We start from the raw sequence: 20,450 nt of genomic DNA, 5'->3' as shown, positions 1-20,450 counted from the left end.
CATCAACAGCATCGGCTGAGTCAAACAGTTGGCTAGTCGAGAAATCACGCAAAAACTTTTCACCTCGGGCATAACGATAAAAAGTATTACCAAAAGGCGAATCCAACAGATTCCAAATCACTTTATCTTGCCATTCTGGTGTTTTTTTCGTAATAACTGCCCACGCTGGAGGACCAGCTAATACAAGTCCGGCGATTAAATTTGGTTCTTTTTGAACTAATTCAATTGCAACTGGAAATAAAGCACCCTGTGCGACCAAAACGACAGGTTTTTGCACTACCGTTTTTAAAAACTGTTGCAACTGTTCTGCCCAATCACTTGGAGTGTAAGCAACATGAGGCATATCGCTTTCACCGCATCCCAATAAATCGGGGTTGTAAATGGGATTGCGACGACCTTGTTTATACCATTCGCTGGAAAAACGCTGCCAAAATTGCCGCGATAATCCAACGCCAATCGGGTGTATTAACAATAAGGGAATACCCTCAGGAGTTGATTGACTTGGGTTATCAACCTCATAGGCGCAGCGATAATTTTTCCAATTGTAGAACTGGGTAGGAGATACTGTTTTCTCTTGATAAATCATGGGACTGCACCTAAGAACAGCTAGAAAAGTATCTGGGGATGAATCAATTTGTATCCTGCATCTTTCATCTTTTTATTAGACACCTTGGCATTATATGGGCGCTTACTCTCTTGGGAGGAATCCCATGTGACTTTGGGTAGATTGTGTGTTTCAAACACACCTTCAAGTAATTCTCCAGTGGTGAGATGGGCATCATCAACTAAGTTATAAATGCCTTGTAGTTGAGTCCTACGAGCAAACTCTATAGCAGCAACAATATCATCCAGGTGAATCCAATTTGTTGTATCCTTGCCATTGCCAGGTCGGGTTGCGCCAGCATATCGACCAAATATTTTTACCAATTCTCGACCTGGACCGTAAATACCTCCCAATCGCAAAATACAAACACGGAGGTTTGCACTGGATGCTGATAGTAAAACTTGCTCGGTATCGGTAATAATTTGTCCATTTTGGTTAGCAGGTGCTGGTGGTGATTCTTCATCCACCCATGCTCCCTGTCTGTCACCATAAACAGCATAGCTCCCTGTATATATCAGTTGCTGTATACTAGGAGTCTGTTTGAGGAGAGAGACTAAACTTTGAGCAGTATGTAAATAGGTTTCTTCGTAAACATCAGCACTCTTTGCACCAACACTCAAAAGCACAACATCTTGATTTTTCAAGACTGATTTTAGACCTTCTGGGTCATTTCCTTTGACGACTTCGACTCGTTGGGCTACTGCTTGCAGCGCAGGGACACGTTCTGGAGTGGTTGTGGTAGCGGTGACCACAAAAGTCATTTTTTGTTGCCAATACCGAGCAATTGTACAACCAACATATCCGCAACCAATAATCGCAACGTTCATTATCTTAATTTATTCATAAATTTTGCCATCAGGCATGATTGCCCCAGCTAAGTTAGCTCCAACCAGTTTAACAAGAAGTCTGTCACCAGATTTCATCCGCGCTCCCATGAAGTTCGCTCCCCGCAAGTCTGCTCCACTCAAATCTGCTCCAACTAAATTAGCACCCCGGAAATTGGCTTCCCTGAGATCAGCTAAAAGTAGGTTAGCTCTAAATAAATTTGCCTCAGACAAATTTGCACCTCTAAGATTCACTTTGTGCATGAAAGTATCACTGAGATTTGCACCACTCAAGTTTGCATAACTCATGTTTCTGCCAGATAAATCTTTGTTTTGTAAGTTTGCCCGACTATAGTCTTTTCCACTTAAGTCTGGGTTTGGGTGTGGTGGTTGATAGCTTTTCTCGGTTGGCTGTTTCTGTGCAGACGGTGCTGAATGTTGATAGGTTTTCTCAGTTGGCTGTTTCTGTGCAGATGGTGCTGAATAGTGTGAGGCAGAATAATGTAACCTTTGATACTTCATCTTCGATAAGCGTAATTGCTCACGAGCCTCGTTAATTTCTTGTAGCTTTTTTTGCGCTTTCTCTTGTAAGCGGCTATTGTCTTTTGGAAGGCGATCAGGATGCCATACAAAAGCCAAATCTTTGTAAGCTTGGGTCACTTCCTCAAATGTTGCCCCAGGCTCTAATTCCAAAACTCTATAGTACTGCTCGAACTCGCTCATAAGACGTTTCGGTGGAAATTATCTTAATTATGAGTGATGCAACCGTTTAGCGGCTGCATTATTTGTCAAACTTTTTTGCTGTTTGCTGATTTTGGCTAAAAGCCGAGATTTATTAGTATATTTGCTTAGCTGGAAACCACACTTGAGCAATCGTGACTCTCCATTTTACTACAGCATAACTGTATGCTAACAGACGCAGTCTTTCGAGGAATGAGGAAATATAGTAAGCATTCTACAAACAAGTATCAAACCCTATGCTTTGCGTCATTGAAATTTGAATTCCTTCTTGATTTTATGAGAAATGATATATACCTTAACATTTTGTTATTTTTTTTGTTAAGTCGTAACTTTTATAAGCTTGTTATAGTTTTTCCCATTCTTATATAACTTCTATACTTGAAAATCAAGCTTCGTTAAGATTTTCCAACATCTGTTGTTAACTCAGACGCTATAAGCTATCCAAATAGTGATTCCATCTGGCTTAACAGTAGATATTTCTCATCATCACCGACCAAGAAAACGCTGTTGTATAGCTCGCCAATACGCCCCAACTGGAATTTGATAAACTTCAATCAAAAGCCAAACAATAATTGCTAGATGTAACAAAAAAGTTAATGCTGTCCAGACATATGGTACCCAAGATAAGGGAGTTTCTGGATGGGGTGGAAAATGATAAGCGACTATCCCAATTAAAACAGTTGGGAGGAGTACAAAAACAACTGCTGCTATCACATAGCCCCATCCAAGTTCTACACCTTCTATTTGCGCTTCTGTCCAATTAAAGCCATTCCAATGCCAAATTAGAGGTGGTTGTCTGGATGGCATTTTAATTTGCTGTTCTTCTACGTTGGCAGTAAAAATTTGTTGGCAGAAGTCACAAGACATAGCCTCCATTAATGGCATATGACTAATCTTACCTACACGACAGACTGGGCAGGGATAAACTCCTTGATCATGAAAAGATGTGGTTAGGATTTTGGATCTGGGCATCATAAACAATTCAAAATTCGCAAAATGAGAAATTCAAAATTAAGAAAACTAGTGTTAGAGGATGTTTGTAAAGTCTACCGTTATATTGAGAACCCCTCTAACTCACGCCAGTTGCTATCTCCTGCACGCCTACGCTCTTGCAACAACGCGGGAACCCTTTCCAAGGGGGGAATAACCTTCTCAAAGTCCTCCTTTTTAAGGAGGATTTAGGAGGATCTAAAATTTTGGATACCTCAGCCACCACTTTTAAAAGATCCTCTAAGCAAGATTTCTCACAAAAAATCAGGGCAACTTTGGAAAATTCCAGAATTACCCTGAATCTCAAAATTTAGGAGTTCAGAATGAGAAGTGTTTTATCAGTTACCAGTTACCAGTTACCAGTTACCAGGGGGGTCAATAAATCGCTTTCTCTGTTCACTGTTCACTGTTCACTGTTCACTGTTCACTGTTTGAAGCATTCCTCACTCTTAACTCCTCACTTTTTAAGCAAACGTTGCAGTTTTCACATCGTTGTTTGCCAGCAGTTCTTGCAATTCGTCGGCGTCCACTGTTTCCTTCTCAACCAGCATTTGCGCGATTTGGTCAAGAATGTGGCGGTTATTTTCCAACACTTCTTTGGAGCGTTGGTAAGCTGTTTCTACCAGTGTGCGGACTTCTTCATCAATAGCAGCAGCAGTTTCTTCAGAGAAGTCGCGTTCAGCCATGATGTCTCGACCGAGGAACATATTGCCTTGCTGACGACCAAGAGCAACTGGACCTAGGCGATCGCTCATTCCAAACCGTGTCACCATCTGACGGGCGACACGAGCAACTTGTTGCAAGTCTTGAGCCGCACCTGTGGTCACTTCTTCCTCACCAAAGATAATTTCTTCAGCAAGACGACCACCTAATGCGACAGCCATCTGATTTTCCAGATAAGCGCGGCTGTATAAGCCAGTGTCCATCCGGTCTTCACTGGGGGTAAACCAAGTTAAACCACCAGCTCTACCACGAGGAATAATGCTAATCTTCTGCACAGGGTCATAGTCTGGCATTAAAGCACCGACAAGGGCGTGACCTGCTTCGTGATATGCTACGAGTTCTTTACGCTTTTCGCTCATAACTCGGTCTTTCTTCTCTGGACCTGCTAACACGCGGTCGATCGCATCGTTAATTTCATCCATCGAAATCTCAGTTAAATTTCGACGCGCAGCGAGAATAGCAGCTTCATTCAGCAAGTTGGAAAGATCTGCACCAGTGAACCCAGGAGTACGACGGGCAATTCTTTCTAAGTCCACATCTTTTGCCAAGGTCTTACCACGGGCATGAACTTTCAGAATTTCCACACGTCCAGCATAATCTGGGCGGTCTACAACAACTTGACGGTCGAAGCGACCAGGACGCAACAACGCTGCATCTAGAACGTCGGGACGGTTGGTAGCAGCAATGATGATGATACCTGTGTTACCTTCAAAGCCGTCCATTTCTGTGAGTAACTGGTTGAGGGTTTGTTCCCGTTCATCGTTACCACCGCCTAAACCAGCACCCCGCTGACGACCTACGGCGTCAATTTCATCGATGAAGACGATACAGGGGGCATTTGTCTTTGCTTGCTCGAACAAGTCGCGGACACGGGATGCACCGACACCCACGAACATTTCCACAAACTCAGAACCAGAGATGGAGAAGAAAGGAACACCAGCTTCGCCTGCGACTGCACGCGCGAGCAGGGTTTTACCAGTTCCTGGAGGTCCAACCAGCAGTACGCCTTTGGGAATTTTTGCTCCAACAGCCGTGAAGCGGTCAGCGTTTTTCAAAAAGTCTACGACTTCATTGAGTTCTAGCTTCGCTTGGTCAATACCAGCAACATCATTAAATGTCACTTGGGTTTGCGGTTCCATTTGCACTCTGGCTTTGGACTTGCCAAAGTTCATGGCTTGGCTACCAGGACCATTTTGAGCGCGGCGTAGCAAGAAGAATAAGCCAACCAGAAGTAATACAGGGAAAAATAAGCTACTTAGTGCCTTAAACCAAAATGTATCATCGGTTTGCGGCAAAACACTAATATCTACGTTTTTTGCAGTGAGAGTGTTGATCAGGTCTGGGTCGTTGACCAAGGTCACTACAAACCTTCTTGAGTCATCCAACTTGACATCAGCCATAGACCGATCTGCACTCAGCGCAACTTGTGCAAATGTGTCGTTTTCGCCATTAGGTTTGATTTTGCTTTTTTCAACTGCTTGAATAAACTCACTGTATCGCCATGTTTTTCTACCTTGTGGTTGTTTGTTGTCAAAAAACGCTGTCCCCAGCGCAATGACAACAATAAACAGCAGTGCGTACAGCCCCGCATTTCTCCATCGTTTGTTATTCACCCAGGTCAATCCTCCTAGATCTCTTGTGCTTTCCCGTAGCGTCTCTGTAAAGAGAGGGCTTTTTAAGAATTATGTTAACTTATCTTAACGTATACCAAATTTTGCACCTACAATGCTATAAAAAACATCCGCAGTTGTTGAAAACAGCCATGATGGGGATTATATTCTAGCTTTCCTGTAGGCTGTATAACGGTATGAATCGGGACGGTTTCCACTACACTATTGCTGTAGGCAATTGCCTCAAATCCCTTGACTAACTCTGGTGTCCAAGGTTCCTCTCGAACCACTTGCTGCTTTTTCAAAAGCCAATCTACAAGCTGTCCGCGCACGACTCCGGGCAAAATTCCTGCTGTTAAGGGCGGCGTCCACCAACTACCATTTCGCCACCCCCAGAGGTTACCCGTACTTGTTTCTAGCCAATTTCCCACAGTATCTACCAAAATGACTTCTTGGGCATCTAATTTTTGAGCGTTAGCTTTTGCTAACCATGCGCTGAGGTAGTTTCCTGTTTTATGAGAGGGTAAACTGCGAGCAAACTCAGATTCGGCTAAAGTTGCTATTAAACCATTTTTCTGGTTTTGTGTCAAGTTTTTTGGCAGCAATCTTCCCGTTATCCACTCACGTCCATCAGGAAAGACGGCGATTCTGAGGACAGGGAAGTGCGTCATGATAATTTCTGCTCCTTGACGCAATCGCTCCTCATCTGGCATTTGCCAACCAAAGGTTTGTAAACTAAATTTTAGGCGATCGCAGTGGCAGCGCCAGTGAGTTAATCTACTATCGAGCGAGTTATTGTAAACTCGCAGCGTCGTAAAAACAGTTGCTCCGTAGAGTAACCCAGGATCGTCAATTTCTAACTCTAGAGTTCGAGACTCAATTAATTTGCCGTTAAACCAGTAAATAAACATACCTCCAAGGGAGTGGTTAGTAGTATTTTGTGACTAACTACTAACTGTTGATTCTATCTTCAGTCTTTTGAAGATAGCTCATTTTTGTCACTCCCGTCAGAATTAGGAGTCCCTATTAAACTCCATTCTGATCTTAGTTTTTTCGATTAATTGGTTATCGCCGATACAGCGAAACTCTAAAAAATTCAGTTAAAGTTTTGGAAAACAGTTTTGCTTAGCTCATAGAAACATGCTTATACGTCCAGATTTTTCTCAACTGGACGTGTAAACCTTCTTATAAAAAAACTGGAATTGTACGAAGCCTCAATTATAGTCAAAGCTCACGAAAGAACTGAGTGGCAATGTCCCTAATGGTGTACTACTATTTCAACTCCAAGTCGTATTCAGTTACAGCAACGATACTGCTTGCAAGACTTATTCGGAATTTAATCCTTGTAAGAATCTGATAAACGCGATTCTTCGGTTTCTAAACCAAATAATTTATAAATGAAGTTTAATAGTTTTTTCATAATTGTTGCCTCAACTTATGTTACTTTGTGAATTGGTTTGGTAAGTTCGGTCTTGACGATCCATTGATAAGTGTGTTATCAATAAATATCCCCGAACTGAAGATGTAAGGGAAGTGTCGCAGTCACTGTTGTTTATTGTTAAATCTCACAGTTGTCAAGTGCTACGTATTACTGCAAACTTGTGATTATCGTCACACTGTCTGTTTAAGATCTGTCAAGTCAGCTCTACTAAAATCAGCACCATTAAGGTTGGCATTGCTCAAGTTGAGCGTTCTATCATTCAGATAACTGAAATCATACATTCCCAGTTTTCCAAAATTTGGTGACCCCACCAACTTCGCTTCGCTTAGGTTTGCGTATGTGAGATTAGCATCAGCGAAATCTGCGCCTCTGAGATCTGCCTTGCTGAGGTTTGCACCAAAAAGGTTTGCTCCTCTCAAATCTGCAGCACAAAGATCTGCTCCAGAAAAGTCTACCCCACAGAGGTTTGCGCCGTTAAGGTCTGCAAATCTCAAACTAGCCTGAGTCAGATTTGCATGAGAGAGGTTCACTCCACTGAGACTAGCCCGAAAAAAAAGACCATAATTGATAACGCACATGCCTAAGTCTGCACTTGTAAAGTTTACTCCACTCAAGTTGGCTCCACAAAACTCAACTGAACCTAAAAATAGTCCATCACTGAGATCTGCATAACTGAGGTCTGCGCCACTTAAATCTACAATGCTAAAATCAGCTCCTCTTAAGTTTGCCTTGGTAAGATTTGCATTTTGTAGTTCTGCAGAGTGAATTTTTGCATATTTGAGGTCTGTGTGACTGAGGTTTATATCATCTAAAGTTGCAGATAATTCTACATAACTTAGGTTCGGCTTGATGTCGGGGTTGTTTTTCCTCCAATGGTTCCAAGCTTCAACTCCTAACTCAAGTAGCGTCAAATAATCGACATCTACCATAACGGTGCTATTGTGGATATTTATAAAGATAAAATGCATATAATGAGTACAAGATAGCTATTCTATGCAACTATCTGCAATCCCGAATTTTACGTAGAAGTTTGGCCAAATTTTACAATAAATTTTCCATTGCTTTAATCTGTGTTCTAAGATGTGATGCGTGAATTTTGAATGAGATCCAACGCGCTTTAGGTGATAATTGCGAGCAAAAGTCTTTCAGGATGAATGGAACAAACATGAGTGATTACTTGGATGACTACGAACTTAATAACCTTGATTTTTATAGAAAAAATCATGGGTTACAGCTTTATTACAACTGGTCTGGGGAAATTTGGTGGCAAGAAAAACCAGACTTGCCAAGGGAGAAATTGTTTTCTATTATTGGCATGAATGCAACGAAAGTCTTTATCAAGACTAGTCCTGAATACGGCGAAGTTGGGTATCGTATCAATAGAGAATTGGGTTTATTTTGTGACCCCGTGACGCAAGAGATTCTGACTTACTGGAAGTCACCAGAAGCAAATCAAGCACTACCAGTCGTACATATTGCTAACCGAATTGTACAAGGCTCAGTTAAACCAAAAAAATTTGTCATACCCAAAGGTACTGGATATATCACCTCTGTAATGGAAATTCCTTTGGAATATCCGCATCCGTTAGCAGGAGATAGTAAATACTCGGATTATTGTCCTGGGGAAAAGTTTCAGGGAGTTGAATATTTCACATCAAATATTTGCCGACCCGATGCTTCTGATGTCCCTCCTGCGAAGTGGGCAAGGGATTGTCCTTGGATGCCTTGGATGAAGTTAGGATATGGTCATCCAGCTAAATTAAGGTTTGAAACAACAATATCTAGAGTCGATTCTTTTGAGCAACTTCATCCTAAATTGGTCAACCTGGTGAGAGAAAAAGTACCAATTTATGAATTTACACCCACAGAAAGTGATGAACCGAATATGACGAGTATTCAGTACTTTAAGAAACATTTTGAATCCTACTTAAAGGGCGATATTTTCCCAATTGAGGAAACCTCTTGAGAGGGAACGCTTAACAGTGAACAGTGAACAGTGAAAACTGGTAACTGGTAACTGGTAACTGATAACTGGTAACTGGTCGCTGATTTAATTCATAAGCTAATTTTATTTGCTACCCACAGGTTCAGCTTTCTCAACTGAGTTATTATCCAATCCCAAAGTTAATTGCAAAGAAGTCTGTGAGGGATACGCCTTCACCACCTCTCGATAAACCTGATAGTTCGTGGGTAGTTTTCTTTGATCCTCTCCCACTTTATACTTGAGTTCGTACTTCACAGATTTCAACAATTCAGGACTACCTGCCTCTTGGGATTTTTTGCGTTGTTCGATTTCATCAACTGAGGGTCGCGGTGGTAAACTAGACCACCATAAACCCTTATCATCAGGACCAGTCACTGCTCCTTCTGGCTTCAAGCCGTTACGATTAAGTAAGGAAGTGGTGGCAAAAGTTTCAAAGCGTGGTACTTGTTCATTGGCGAGGTCATCGGCATACTTAACTTGCCAGGTATAAGTGGTGAGGGCTGTGGCTTCATACTGGTTAGTGGTTAAGCTGTCGCAACTAGTCAGTGTGAACATTGTCAACACAGCTACTGCTGTGAGGAAAAAGATTGGCTGTCGTATTATCTTTTTAGTATCAACCATCTGCTTTTGTAAAATCTACTTTTTTTCCAACAGTCGCCAACATTCACAAGCAATTTCCCAATCTTCTTCCGTATGAATCACCAATACCCGCACGGTAGAATCAGGAGTGGCAATATCTACATCAACAGGCTTGTGTGCATTTTTCTCGTGGTCAAGTTTTAGTCCCAGAAATGCAAAAGCTTCACAAGCTGCGGCGCGAATCTCAGGATTATTTTCGCCCACACCACCGGTAAACACTAAGGCATCTAATCCTCCCAAGCTAGCAAGCATTCCACCAATATAAGACCGCAGGCGATGTACGTAAATATCCCACGCCAATTGAGCGCGAGAATTGCCTTGGGAAATTGCTTCCCTAATTTCTCGCATATCATTAGAAATACCAGAAATTCCACGTAAACCAGAAGCCTTATTTAGCACTTTTGCTAGCTCGTCAACAGAGTTATCAGATTGCCGCAACAGGTGAATGAGAATTCCTGGGTCAACAGCACCGGAACGGCTGCCCATCATCAATCCATCTAGTGGTGTGAACCCCATTGTTGTGTCAATGCTGCGACCGTTTTGAATCGCGGCTAAAGAGCAACCATTGCCCAAATGACATGTGATTAACCGCACAGATGCTAAATCTCGACCGAGGATGCGAGTCGCACGCTTAGCACAGTACTGATGACTGATGCCATGAAATCCGTAGCGACGGATACCTTGTTCTATCCACTCGTAGGGACCGGGGTAGATGGCTGCGGCATCAGGGAGATGAGAATGAAATGCAGTATCAAATGCTGCTATTTGGGTGAGTGTTCCTAAATGTTGCTCAATGGCTTCTATTCCTTCCAAATTAGCGGGGTTATGGTCAGGAGCGAGTTCTGCCAGACGGGCGATCGCCTGTTTCACATCTTCAGTAATCACCACACTCTCACGGTAATCTTGTCCACCATGTACAACGCGATGACCCACTACATCAATTTCTGACGGCTGACTAATCACCTGCGTAGAACCCTTGCACAGGGTATCCAGCATATGAGCCATAACTTGAGTGCGAGAATCTGCGGGAATTTTCTCTTGTAATTGTTCACCCTTGGCTGTTTTAACTTCGAGTTCTGCAAAACCCTGTTGGTGAGTCCAGTCTACTTTTGCTTCCCAAAGGGGTTTGAGAGGTTCTTCGGGGAGAGTGTTACCTGTAATTTCGTACACACAACTCTTTTGACTGCTCGATCCGGCATTTAGTACCAGTATTTTCATAGTCAGCAGAAACTGATTTTTAGAGTGGTTATGGCGCTAATAATTATGAGATGGTTTTACTTAATGAACATCTGTCTAATGTGCTGTGTCGCGAATATTTTTTTAGGCATTGGTGTAAAAACCCCACCCCGGTTTTGTCTGACGCCAAAACCTCACCCTCGCTTTTAGCTTCGCTAAAATCTTTCCCTCTCCTTACTAAGGAGAGGGATGCCCGAAGGGCAGGGTGAGGTTTCGAGGAAATTTCGAGAGGGGTAAGGGGTGAGGTCAAAAAGCGTACTGCACCCAACCGAGAACCGCTATAGTTACATTGTTCGTGCGTAAGTCCTGTTTTTATAAAAAATTTTTTATTCGCCTGCGGCGGAAGAAGGAAAAAGTAAAGAAGTGTAAAGAGCAAAAGAGCAAAAGAGCAAAGGGCAAGGAAGTCCTCACGCAACCACGCACACCACCCGAAAACCGATAACGTAGTAACGAAGGCCGGGGTAGACCCTATAGCGAAACGCCGAGCGGCAAAGCCCTAGACTGAGGCCCCACGAACCGCCACGAACCAGCTTTAGAACATTTGTACTACCTTGCGTTAACCATGCACTACCATCAGTGCGTGCGCTTTGGTAAGTGTCATGCCAATCATCCTGACACCACTCATAAACATTACCGTGCATATCATATAAACCAAAAGCGTTGGGTGGAAAACTCCCCACGTTTGTTGTCTGTCGGCGATATTGACCTTTTGGTTCAGAGGCGTAAGTTTTCGTTCCGTTGTAATTTGCTAAATCAGTTGTAATCGTTTCGCCAAAGTAGAAAGGTGTAGTCGTTCCTGCACGAGCTGCATATTCCCATTCTGCCTCGCTGGGTAGTCTGTAGGTGCGTCCCGTCTTCTGACTTAAGCGTTGGCACAATTCCACAGCATCATTCCAACTAACTTTTTCCACTGGACGCTTCTCTCCTTTAAAGTTGGAAGGGTTGTTACCCATAATTGCCTGATACTGAGCCTGAGTCACTTCATACTTGCCCATAAAAAACCCAGGAACTGTGACTTGATGTTGTGGTCCTTCGTTTGACTCTCTTTGTTTTTCCCCTGGTGGTGAACCCATGAGAAACGTACCACCCGGTATCTGTACCATCTCCAAGGTGACACCATTCCCCAAGTCTTGCGCGAAGTATTTCGCCTGACGGTTGCTGCGGTTGTTAATATTTCCCTGTGCATCAACACTGACAGTTTCAAAATTAAAGGTTTGTAAGGATACACTTCGTGGTGTGGCTAATTGTTTCGGTGTTGGTGATGATGTAGAAGAAATATCAGATCTTATGCTGGGAGAAGGTGTTGGTGTCTCGACAACATCGTCTCTCCGTCTGAAAACACCTTGCAAAAGCTGTTGTCCGACAATAGCCAAACCAACTCCAGTTCCTATCAACCCTAACATTTGAATGACTTGCCGTCGCGGCATTGGCGTTGATTGCAGTGTCGGTTGCGATGTTGGTAGCGGTGCAGGTATTGGCGTTGATTGTGATTTTGGTTGTGGTTTTGGTTTTGGTGGTGCTGGAAGTGCTGACAACGCTTCTGCTGCTGACTGATAGCGTTCACTGAAGTGATAGCGCACCATCTTCGTTAAAATATCAGCGAATCTCTCGCTAACATTTGCCCAATTCCGCCAAACGACTTCGCCATTCGTGGGATCTCTTGGCAATTCGTGAGGCTTTATACCTGTGAGGGCAAAAATAGCCAGCATTCCCACCGCATGGACATCACTCGATAGTTTTGGATATCCGGCAGCTTGTTCGTTAGGCGCATAACCCGGAGTACCAATGGCAACTGAAGCGCTGGTTTGTCCTTGAATATTTACTAAGGTGCTGATTTGTTTGACTGCGCCAAAGTCAATCAATATTATCTTGCGATCTTCGCGACGACGCATGAGATTTTGCGGCTTGATATCTCGGTGGATAATATTTTGCTTGTGAACGACTGTTAGAACTTCCAAAATCTCTCGCAAAAGTTGAGTGACTTCCTGTTCACTCCACCTCTTACCAACTGTGACTTCACTACTTAAATCACTTCCTTCAATATATTCCTGCACCAGATAGAATTCACCATTTTCCTCAAAGTGAGCAAACAGTCTCGGAATTTGGTTGTTTTCATGACCTAATTTATATAAAACCAGTGCTTCACTTTCAAACAGTCGTCTAGCTATTTGTAAAACATCTGGGTTCGGGTCTCTTGGTTTAAGATGTTTGACAACACACAATGGATGTCCAGGTAAATCCAAGTTTTCTGCCAGATAAGTATCACCAAAACCACCACTTCCTAGCAGTCTGACGATTTTGTAGCAATTACGGAGAACTGTGCCCACAAACATCAGGTTTTTTTATATCCGATGATCTTATTTTGCCAAATTGCTTACTGAACAAGCTAGCGATTAATTAAAGTGTACATTTTCTTGCCGAGCTTGGGAACCTCACCCTGCCCTGTCGGGCATCTCTCTCCTTATAAAGGAGACTTGGGAACCTCACCCTGCCCTGTCGGGCATCCCTCTCCTTATAAAGGAGAGGGAAAGATTTTCTCGTTCCTTGCCTCTGTTCGGGAATGCATAACTTGAGGCTCTGCCTCAATATAATAATTGGGAGGCAGAGCCTCCGATAGTGCATTCCCATGCTGAGCATGGGAACGAGAGAAGTGCATTCCCATGCTCAGCATGGGAACGACAGAGCTGGTAACTGTTCACTGATAACTGTTCACTGATTTGATATCAGGTAATCACAGTTGGCTTATCCATTCCAGTCAACTTATGAATCTGGGCAATCTCATCTGCAATCGTGATAAGTTCCGCTAGTGCTTCTTGTGGATCATGATTCTGCTTTGCTGGATCGCTTTCGTAGCTTTCCAGATATAACCTTAGTGTTGCACCTTGTGTACCAGTACCTGATAGCCGGAAGACAATCCGCGAACCATCGGTGAAGCCAATGCGAACTCCTTGCTTTTGACTAACGCTACCATCAATCGGGTCGGTGTAACTGAAATCGTCAGCGTACTCAACCTGGTAGGAACCATACTGCTTTCCTTTGAGTGTTGGCAGCATAGCACGCACACTTGTTATGAGAGTGTTGGCGCGATCGCTATCGACTTGTTCATAATCATGACGCGAGTAATAATTACGCCCGTAGGTTTGCCAATGTTCTGTGACAATCTGCTCTACTGATTGTTGCCGCACTGCGAGAATATTCAGCCAGAACAACACAGCCCAAAGTCCATCTTTTTCGCGGATATGGTTGGAACCTGTACCGAAACTCTCCTCACCGCAAAGGGTTGCTCTATCTGCATCTAACAAATTACCAAAGAACTTCCAGCCTGTGGGAGTTTCATAACATTCAATACCGAGTTGTTTTGCCACACGGTCTGGTGCTTGACTCGTAGGCATTGAGCGGGCGATACCTGCTAAACCAGAGCTATACCCAGGAACCAATTTGGCATTTGCTGCTAAAATAGCTAAGCTATCGCTAGGAGTGACAAAGAATTGGCGTCCGAGAATCATGTTGCGATCGCCATCTCCATCGGAAGCAGCACCAAAGTCAGGCGCATTGTTCCCAAACAGAATTTCCACCAAATCATGAGCATAAACAAGGTTGGGATCAGGATGTCCACCGCCAAAATCTTCTAAAGGTTTACCATTCGTGACAGTTCCCGGCGGTGCGCCCAAACGTTCCTCAAAAATATTATGAGCATAGGGACCAGTCACAGCATGTAAGGAGTCAACACACATACGGAACTGTCCATTGGTCACCAGTTGGCGGATGCGGTCAAAATCAAACAGCGACTGCATCAATTCTGCGTAGTCTGCGACAGAGTCAATCACCTCCACCAGCATATCGCCTATTTTGATCTCTCCTAAAGTATCAAGATTAACATCAGGAGCCTCAAAAATTTTGTAGCTATTAATCTCTTTACTACGATTAGAAATGGCTTCCGTGACTTTTTCTGGAGCCGGTCCACCATTGCTAATATTGTACTTTATACCAAAGTCTCTATCTGGCCCACCAGGATTGTGACTGGCAGAGAGGATTATACCACCAAATGTGTCATACTTGCGAATAATGGCAGAGGTAGCCGGGGTAGAAAGAATACCGCCTTGACCGACGAGCACTCGCCCAAAGCCATTAGCGGCTGCCATTTTCAGGATAATTTGAATTGCTTGACGATTGTAGTAACGACCATCACCTCCTAAAACCAAAGTCTGACCTTGATATCCTTCCAGGCTGTCAAAGATCGACTGCACAAAGTTTTCCAAGTAATGAGGCTTCTGGAAGACAGAAACCTTCTTTCTGAGTCCAGATGTACCTGGTTTTTGGTCGGTAAACGGCTGGGTTTGTATAGTTTTGATAACCATCGTGATATTTGAGGCAGAGTTCACAACAAGAATTGCTTCATAGTCCTAACACTACTTAAGCAGATGTTGCTGCAACAACCTCTAGTTGAATTTTAATTTCCTTCTTACGGTTGAATCTCTTGTAGCTTGAATCTTACTTAGGCTGTCTTCCAGGGGAGTGTCAACTAGCGATATGTTTAGGTATCTCGCCTAATAGAGAAATTTACAATGGCTAATAATAAATTTTTCCCATCTTATTTCCCTATCGCCCAGTCAAAACGGATATACAAGTTCTTCGCCACAGCGATATTGGTGTTTGCTATGGGTTATCCGTCATCTGCTCAAGCAGTTGAGTTAAATGATAAGGATTTTAACAATGCTTTTGGACAGCAAAGTTTAGAACCAGAGATAAACACAGTTGGAGAACAACCCTTAGTCGTTGCTCAAAGATACAATAGACGACGACCCCAAGTTCGCAGAACAATCATAATAGGACCTCGTCGGCGATATCGTGTTCGACCAATTCGGCGATCGCGTGTTCAACGAGTGTATCGACCAGTTCGGCGATATCGTGTTCAACCAGTTCGGCGATACAACAGATATGGAAATCAACGGGTGTATGTACGTTGATACTCCCACGGCTTCGTGTTTTTATAGCCGGCGGATGAGTTAAATCTTGATGAGTACCCGTTGAACAAGCTGGGAGTAGACTGTTAGTGCCTGAGCCACAACTTGATCCATATTGTAATACTTGTAGGTTGCCAACCGTCCCACGAAATGCACGCTTGGGGTTGCGTCGGCTAGTGCTTTGTATTGTTTGTAGAGTTCAGCGTTTTCTGGACGCGGTATGGGGTAGTAGGGATCTCCTTCTGCTTGCGGGTACTCGTAGACAATACTAGTTTTAGGGTGTTCCTGTCCCGTCAGGTACTTGAACTCGGTGACGCGGGTGTATAGATGTTCGTTCGGGTAATTTATCACTGGTGCAGGCTGATGCACAGGTTTGTTTAGGGTTTCATGCTTGAACTCTAGGGAACGGTAGGGTAGTTTTCCATAGCAGTAATCGAAGAACTCGTCGATGGGACCAGTGTAGATCATCTCGCGGTAGGCGATTGCCTCTTGAATCTCCCGATAATCGGTGTTAAGCATAATCTTGATGTTGGGGTGAGACAACATCTTCTCAAACATCCGCGTATAACCATGTAGAGGCATTGCTTGATAAGTGTCTGTGAAATAGCGATCGTCGCGGTTTGTGCGGGTAGGGACACGGGCGGTGACTGATCTGTCGAGTTCCGATGGATCGAGTCCCCATTGCTTACGGGTGTAGCCACGGAAAAATTTCTCGTACAGTTCTCGACCAACTTTGCTTACCACCACATCTTCTGAGGTGCGAATGTAGTCTTTTTGTTCAGCGACTGAAGCGAAGAACTCCTCTACTTGGAACGCGGTGAGATTCAATCCGTATAACCGATTAACGGTGTCAAGGTTGATTGGGATGGGCACAACTTGACCATCTACGCTAGCCAAAACGCGGTGTTCGTAAGGTCGCCACTCGGTGAAGAATGAAAGATAATCGAAGACTTCGCGGGAGTTGGTGTGAAAGATGTGGGGACCGTATTTGTGTACGAGTAAGCCTGAATCGTCGTAGTGATCGTAGGCGTTACCGCCAATATGAGGACGTTTGTCAACAATCAGAACTTTTTTTCCAGACTGACTTGCTAGTCTTTCGGCAAGGACGCTTCCAGCAAATCCTGCGCCAACAATTAAGTAATCAAACATTTAAGTATTCCACCTTTTAAATATTTGGATATGTACAAGCAGAAGCAATGATTTGCAAGTTCAGGTCAACATCAATAGACATCTCCAGAAATTAATTGTGCGTTATCTGTAACCCTTGTAGAGACGTTCCATGGAACGTCTCTACATTGTTTTACTCAGATGTCTAATGAACAATGAACAATTATCAAATCGATAATTGATAACTGATAACTGATAATTGATAACTGATAACTGATTGGTCAGTTACCGATTGGAGGTGCTAGGGAAACTCGTGGAGTCCCACCACCACCGATATTTTTCGGCGCGTTGTTATCGACGATGTAAAGTGCTTTAAATAGCTTCATAAAGTCGTCGTAAAATTTTCCATTAGTAGTTTGGAAGTCATAACCATAAGTAGCCCGGAATTCTTCAAGAACTCCTTTTTCTAGACATAAGTAATGTGCGTCCCAACCTGCATCATCAACAACGTAAGCACCATAATTTTGTAATGCCTGAAACAGCTTTTTAGCAGCTGGTGTTTGCAGCTTTAATCTTGCTGCAGTGACATTGTGGGGAATTGCCAGAAGTGTCCCTTGCACCAACTTGGGGTTAGTACCGTGATATTGATTGGCGGCTTTGCTGTCGGCAATGTAGGCAGGCCAACGATATCCTGGAACAGTACGAGAGTAGTGAAGGTATTTTTCTCCCCAGATAACAACTTTTAATGCATGGCGGATCGGTTGATTTTTTATAAGTTCACCTTTGCGAATAGACCCACCAATAGAAGAGAGACCAGAACCGAGGTGTCCGCCTTTGATACCATCGCCATAAATATCAACACCGCCCCAAGGGTTACGCCACCCATGAACAGATCCTCCTGCTGTACAGCGTGCTAGTGGTTCAAACTGTTCAAGAGTTTTACCATCGGGCATGAGAAAGGCTGAGGCATTGTTGGGTGTATAATATGGTTGACTTGTGGCATCTGGAACAATTAAGTTGTCTGGCACAGGTAGTGAAATTCCCATAGATTGAGTCCCTGTACAGCGTCCTGGTCCAAAATTGCCAGGACTGTAAACCGGACGTTGGGGATCGCTAGTCTTCAGTTTGTAGAAGTATTCCTCATCTGCTGAAGCATATTTTGCCTGTTGAATATTTGCTGGTCGATAAACTGCGCGATCGCCAATCGGCATATTCCATATAGAATTGGATGCGAAAGGCCATAGCCATTTGTCGCGTTTGCCTTGAGTGGTGGTAGATTTGGCAATGTGGTTGGTGTTCTGGCTCATGGTAACGCCGGTGGTAGAAGCATAACTTAGATACGAGAGCAAGCTAACCAAAAATATCGTTAAGAAAACACACGTTATATTGCTTAAGTGACGCTTCTTCTGCCCTAGTTGCCGTAAAAATACCGTATATTTACGAGCTTTGTTGGTCGTCAAGTTAGTATGCTCCTTTACTCCTAACAACAACTAGGATAGTTTGTCAGATAATACGCAGGTCAAGCTATAAAGACCAGTGTTCGATATTCTGTAATCACTTGGTGCAAGAAGTGCGATGTTGTTAGGTAACACTTAATATGCGTCGGCGCAGAGTGTAAAGCAGCGACAGTATTTTAGTGTAATTATTAGAGCCGAACCATTGCAGCATGGCGATCGCCAAACTCAAGCGAAAGTATTCCCGCGAGTGACGCAGCATAGGGAAGTGAGTAATGGCTTGTTGCCGAAAATGAATCGCCTTTTTGTAGTCTCTATTACCACTTTGCACGGCTTTCCAAGCTAAAAACATATTGGCATGACCATAGCTTCGGCTTTTTAAATACAGTAGTTCGGGCGGTGCACAGCTGAATGCTTTCTCAATAATGATCTCAAAAGCTTCTTCCACCACTTGCCAGTTTTTAGTCATATTATTAAGGTGCATTCGATAGCGCATTAAAGGTTCTTTGACCACTGCAAAGGGATAACGAGCTGCAATACGAATCCACATATCCCAATCGTCAATGTTGCGTAAATTTGGGTCAAATCCCCCAACCGTGTCAAAACAACAGCGACGAACCATGACTGAAGAGGAAGGTACTGTATTTTGCACCACGAGTTGTTTCCATACATCGCCCTCGGCATTTGAGATCATGACTCTACCTGTGGGCTGACTTTGTGCATCAATAACAGCCATCCAAGTATGCACCAAGCCTACTGCGGGATTATTTTCCAGACAACGCACTTGTTTTTCTAGCATGGTCGGCTCCCACAAATCATCAGCGTCCAAGAATGCTATATACTCTCCTTGAGCATTAGCAATACCTGTGTTGCGTGCTTTGGGTACGCCCTGATTTGTTTGGGAAATCAGTTTCACTCGTGAATCTACTAGCTGAGAAACCCATTCGACAATATTGTCTGCGCTACCATCATTAATAATTAATACTTCAAAATCACTAAAGGTCTGCCTCAGAACGCTCTCCACTGTTTCAGGGAGGTAGGTCATAGCATTATAGGCTGGAATAACAATAGAAACCTTGACCATTTTCGGTCTTCCTCAGCATTTTGCTAATCAAGAATAGTAAATTATCTATACAGACTATCGGTATTAGAATGATTTGATACTGATGCCAGTTCTGAAGCTTGCTGTGATTCGTTGTTCATCAAAGACAAAGGGGTATTGAGTGTGCGAATAACTCTTGCTGGATTTCCTACAACCACGGTACGGTTAGGAACGTCTTTCACCACAACAGAACCAGCTCCAATCACAGCATTATCCCCAACTGTAATTGGTCCGATAATCACAACATTGGAACCTATTTCTACGTTATTCCCAATTTTTGGAGATCCACTGGCTGTACCATCTGGCAGTATCTTATTTCCAATAGTGGTTGAATGCCTCAAGGTACAATTCATACCTATTATCGTTTCATGATTGACGACCAAACCTTGACAATGAAGTAGCTTAAGATTTGGTCCTACCTGTGTATCCCAAGGTAATTCAACCCCTAATATCCACTCAACTACAAACTGGTACAAAGCTCGATAAAAACTAGAAAACAAAGAAAAAGGCGCAGGCAGATTCCCAAGTATTCTTGTAGAGCGAAACATCAATAATATCAAACGTGATTTTGAGCTTGTTTCCTGATTAACTTGCCAATCTTGCAGTATATAATTAATAGAAAAATTCATGCTTTATGACATCTCCTTACTCAACAAATAAATAATTTCAGCGTGTGTTTATAGTTCCACTCCCTCGTTTTCCAAAAGTCAAAATTCAACCAGCTTACAGAATTCAGGTAGTTCTTTGACAAAAAAAATAGTTGACCTATTATTTTTTACCTCGACTCAGGCTATTAAATTTAAACTAAGATGATAAACTTTATGAGCTTGCAAACAAAATTGCAAAATATTTGCAATCGTTTTTTTGAGTTATATCGAAGGAGGTTTGGCTATCCACTGTAAGCCATTTTTGAGGCGTCGGACTCTCTACTAAACAATAAGGATAAGCAGTCTACTTGTGGGTAACTGTTTTTATAGAGATAGGTTAGTGAGATTTAAGATGTAAAAGCTTAGCCATAATATATATATTAC

The 20,450-nt window shown here is 43.1% G+C and carries 17 protein-coding genes; 2 read left to right on the top strand and 15 right to left on the bottom strand.

What is annotated here, in order from left to right; genetic code table 11:
- The 7 genes from DP116_RS14255 to DP116_RS14225 form a co-directional block, all read right to left on the bottom strand.
- Positions 1-586, bottom strand: a 586-nt coding sequence (locus DP116_RS14255; protein WP_169155813.1) for an alpha/beta fold hydrolase, incomplete at its 3' end; no start/stop codon positions are given.
- A 20-nt stretch (positions 587-606) separates the two neighbouring features.
- Positions 607-1,431 (bottom strand): SDR family oxidoreductase, encoded by an 825-nt coding sequence (locus DP116_RS14250; protein ID WP_169155812.1) that lies wholly within the window; start codon positions 1,429-1,431, stop codon positions 607-609.
- A gap of 9 nt (positions 1,432-1,440) precedes the next feature.
- Positions 1,441-2,151: a pentapeptide repeat-containing protein gene (locus DP116_RS14245; protein WP_169155811.1), complete on the bottom strand. Its 711-nt coding sequence runs from the start codon at positions 2,149-2,151 to the stop codon at positions 1,441-1,443.
- A 504-nt stretch (positions 2,152-2,655) separates the two neighbouring features.
- Positions 2,656-3,141, bottom strand: a complete 486-nt coding sequence (locus DP116_RS14240) for a hypothetical protein (RefSeq protein ID WP_169155818.1) — start codon at positions 3,139-3,141, stop codon at positions 2,656-2,658.
- A 482-nt stretch (positions 3,142-3,623) separates the two neighbouring features.
- Positions 3,624-5,495 carry an ATP-dependent zinc metalloprotease FtsH3 gene (ftsH3, locus tag DP116_RS14235; RefSeq protein ID WP_169155810.1) on the bottom strand — a complete coding sequence of 624 codons (1,872 nt, stop codon included), beginning with the start codon at positions 5,493-5,495 and terminating at the stop codon, positions 3,624-3,626.
- A gap of 107 nt (positions 5,496-5,602) precedes the next feature.
- Complete coding sequence (locus DP116_RS14230) at positions 5,603-6,403, bottom strand: aminotransferase class IV (protein WP_169155809.1); 801 nt, start codon at positions 6,401-6,403, stop codon at positions 5,603-5,605.
- A 700-nt stretch (positions 6,404-7,103) separates the two neighbouring features.
- Entirely contained in the window at positions 7,104-7,901 is a 798-nt protein-coding gene (locus DP116_RS14225; RefSeq protein WP_169155808.1) for a pentapeptide repeat-containing protein, read from the bottom strand.
- Between the two features lie 182 nt (positions 7,902-8,083).
- On the opposite strand from DP116_RS14225, the gene DP116_RS14220 reads away from it, so the two are divergent.
- On the top strand, positions 8,084-8,899 hold the full coding sequence (locus DP116_RS14220; RefSeq protein WP_246275625.1) for a DUF1838 family protein: 816 nt from the start codon (positions 8,084-8,086) through the stop codon (positions 8,897-8,899).
- Positions 8,900-9,001: 102 nt separating this feature from the next.
- Here the strand turns inward: DP116_RS14220 and DP116_RS14215 are convergent, their stop codons facing one another.
- From DP116_RS14215 to DP116_RS14200, 4 genes are all read right to left on the bottom strand, one after another.
- Complete coding sequence (locus tag DP116_RS14215) at positions 9,002-9,472, bottom strand: hypothetical protein (RefSeq protein ID WP_169155816.1); 471 nt, start codon at positions 9,470-9,472, stop codon at positions 9,002-9,004.
- Between the two features lie 81 nt (positions 9,473-9,553).
- Positions 9,554-10,774: an acetate kinase gene (locus DP116_RS14210; RefSeq protein ID WP_169155807.1), complete on the bottom strand. Its 1,221-nt coding sequence runs from the start codon at positions 10,772-10,774 to the stop codon at positions 9,554-9,556.
- Positions 10,775-11,199: 425 nt separating this feature from the next.
- Positions 11,200-13,125, bottom strand: coding sequence for a bifunctional serine/threonine-protein kinase/formylglycine-generating enzyme family protein (locus DP116_RS14205; protein WP_339381453.1), 1,926 nt, complete (start codon positions 13,123-13,125; stop codon positions 11,200-11,202).
- Positions 13,126-13,515: 390 nt separating this feature from the next.
- Positions 13,516-15,150, bottom strand: a complete 1,635-nt coding sequence (locus DP116_RS14200) for an alpha-D-glucose phosphate-specific phosphoglucomutase (protein ID WP_169155806.1) — start codon at positions 15,148-15,150, stop codon at positions 13,516-13,518.
- A 207-nt stretch (positions 15,151-15,357) separates the two neighbouring features.
- On the opposite strand from DP116_RS14200, the gene DP116_RS14195 reads away from it, so the two are divergent.
- A complete protein-coding gene (locus tag DP116_RS14195) occupies positions 15,358-15,759 on the top strand; it encodes a hypothetical protein (RefSeq protein WP_169155805.1) in 402 nt (133 codons plus the stop codon).
- Positions 15,760-15,798: 39 nt separating this feature from the next.
- On the opposite strand, the gene glf is transcribed toward DP116_RS14195, so the two are convergent.
- The 4 genes from glf to DP116_RS14175 all read right to left on the bottom strand — a co-directional run bounded on the left by glf (position 15,799) and on the right by DP116_RS14175 (position 20,048).
- A complete protein-coding gene (gene glf / locus DP116_RS14190) occupies positions 15,799-16,905 on the bottom strand; it encodes a UDP-galactopyranose mutase (RefSeq protein WP_169155804.1) in 1,107 nt (368 codons plus the stop codon).
- A gap of 239 nt (positions 16,906-17,144) precedes the next feature.
- Positions 17,145-18,323 carry a hypothetical protein gene (locus tag DP116_RS14185; protein ID WP_211173269.1) on the bottom strand — a complete coding sequence of 393 codons (1,179 nt, stop codon included), beginning with the start codon at positions 18,321-18,323 and terminating at the stop codon, positions 17,145-17,147.
- A 121-nt stretch (positions 18,324-18,444) separates the two neighbouring features.
- Entirely contained in the window at positions 18,445-19,401 is a 957-nt protein-coding gene (locus DP116_RS14180; RefSeq protein WP_169155803.1) for a glycosyltransferase family 2 protein, read from the bottom strand.
- 41 nt (positions 19,402-19,442) lie between these two features.
- A complete protein-coding gene (locus tag DP116_RS14175; RefSeq protein WP_169155802.1) occupies positions 19,443-20,048 on the bottom strand; it encodes a serine acetyltransferase in 606 nt (201 codons plus the stop codon).
- Between the last annotated feature and the right edge of the window lie 402 nt (positions 20,049-20,450).

Origin of the sequence: Brasilonema bromeliae SPC951, from assembly GCF_012912135.1 — a bacterium.
Lineage (GTDB): Bacteria > Cyanobacteriota > Cyanobacteriia > Cyanobacteriales > Nostocaceae > Brasilonema > Brasilonema bromeliae.
The sequence above is the reverse complement of the archived record's forward strand: the minus strand, read 5'-3'. Positions and strand labels throughout refer to the sequence as shown.